The organism is Pseudomonas sp. 2995-1, assembly GCF_002742505.1.
GTDB lineage: Bacteria > Pseudomonadota > Gammaproteobacteria > Pseudomonadales > Pseudomonadaceae > Aquipseudomonas > Aquipseudomonas sivasensis.
This window is the reverse complement of sequence record NZ_LJSA01000168.1, coordinates 1-239: the sequence shown is the minus strand read 5'-3', so window position 1 is coordinate 239 and position 239 is coordinate 1. Positions and strand designations below refer to the sequence as shown.

Below are 239 nucleotides of genomic sequence, written 5' to 3'. Positions count from 1 at the left end.
ACGACCTTGTTCCACGAAATTCTCTGCCACTTCTAGTCAATGTATCCAGCCCCAATAACAGTGACATTTAATACTTCGTCAGTCATATCTTCAACAATTTTTTCACCATCAGGTATGGTCTTAAGTACATGGATTCCGTCTAAGTCTCGGCCTTCAAACGGTGGAATGATAGGAGAGGCTCCAGTTGCTATTAAAAGCTTTTCGTAGGGAAATTCAAAAGACTCCCCAGTTGCATGGTC

General features: G+C 42.3%; 1 protein-coding gene. It reads right to left on the bottom strand.

Annotation, left to right across the window (positions count from 1 at the left end; genetic code table 11):
- Positions 1 to 32: 32 nt before the first annotated feature.
- The coding region (locus AOA61_RS00535; protein WP_218197325.1) for an FAD-dependent oxidoreductase at positions 33 to 239 on the bottom strand (207 nt) is incomplete at its 5' end.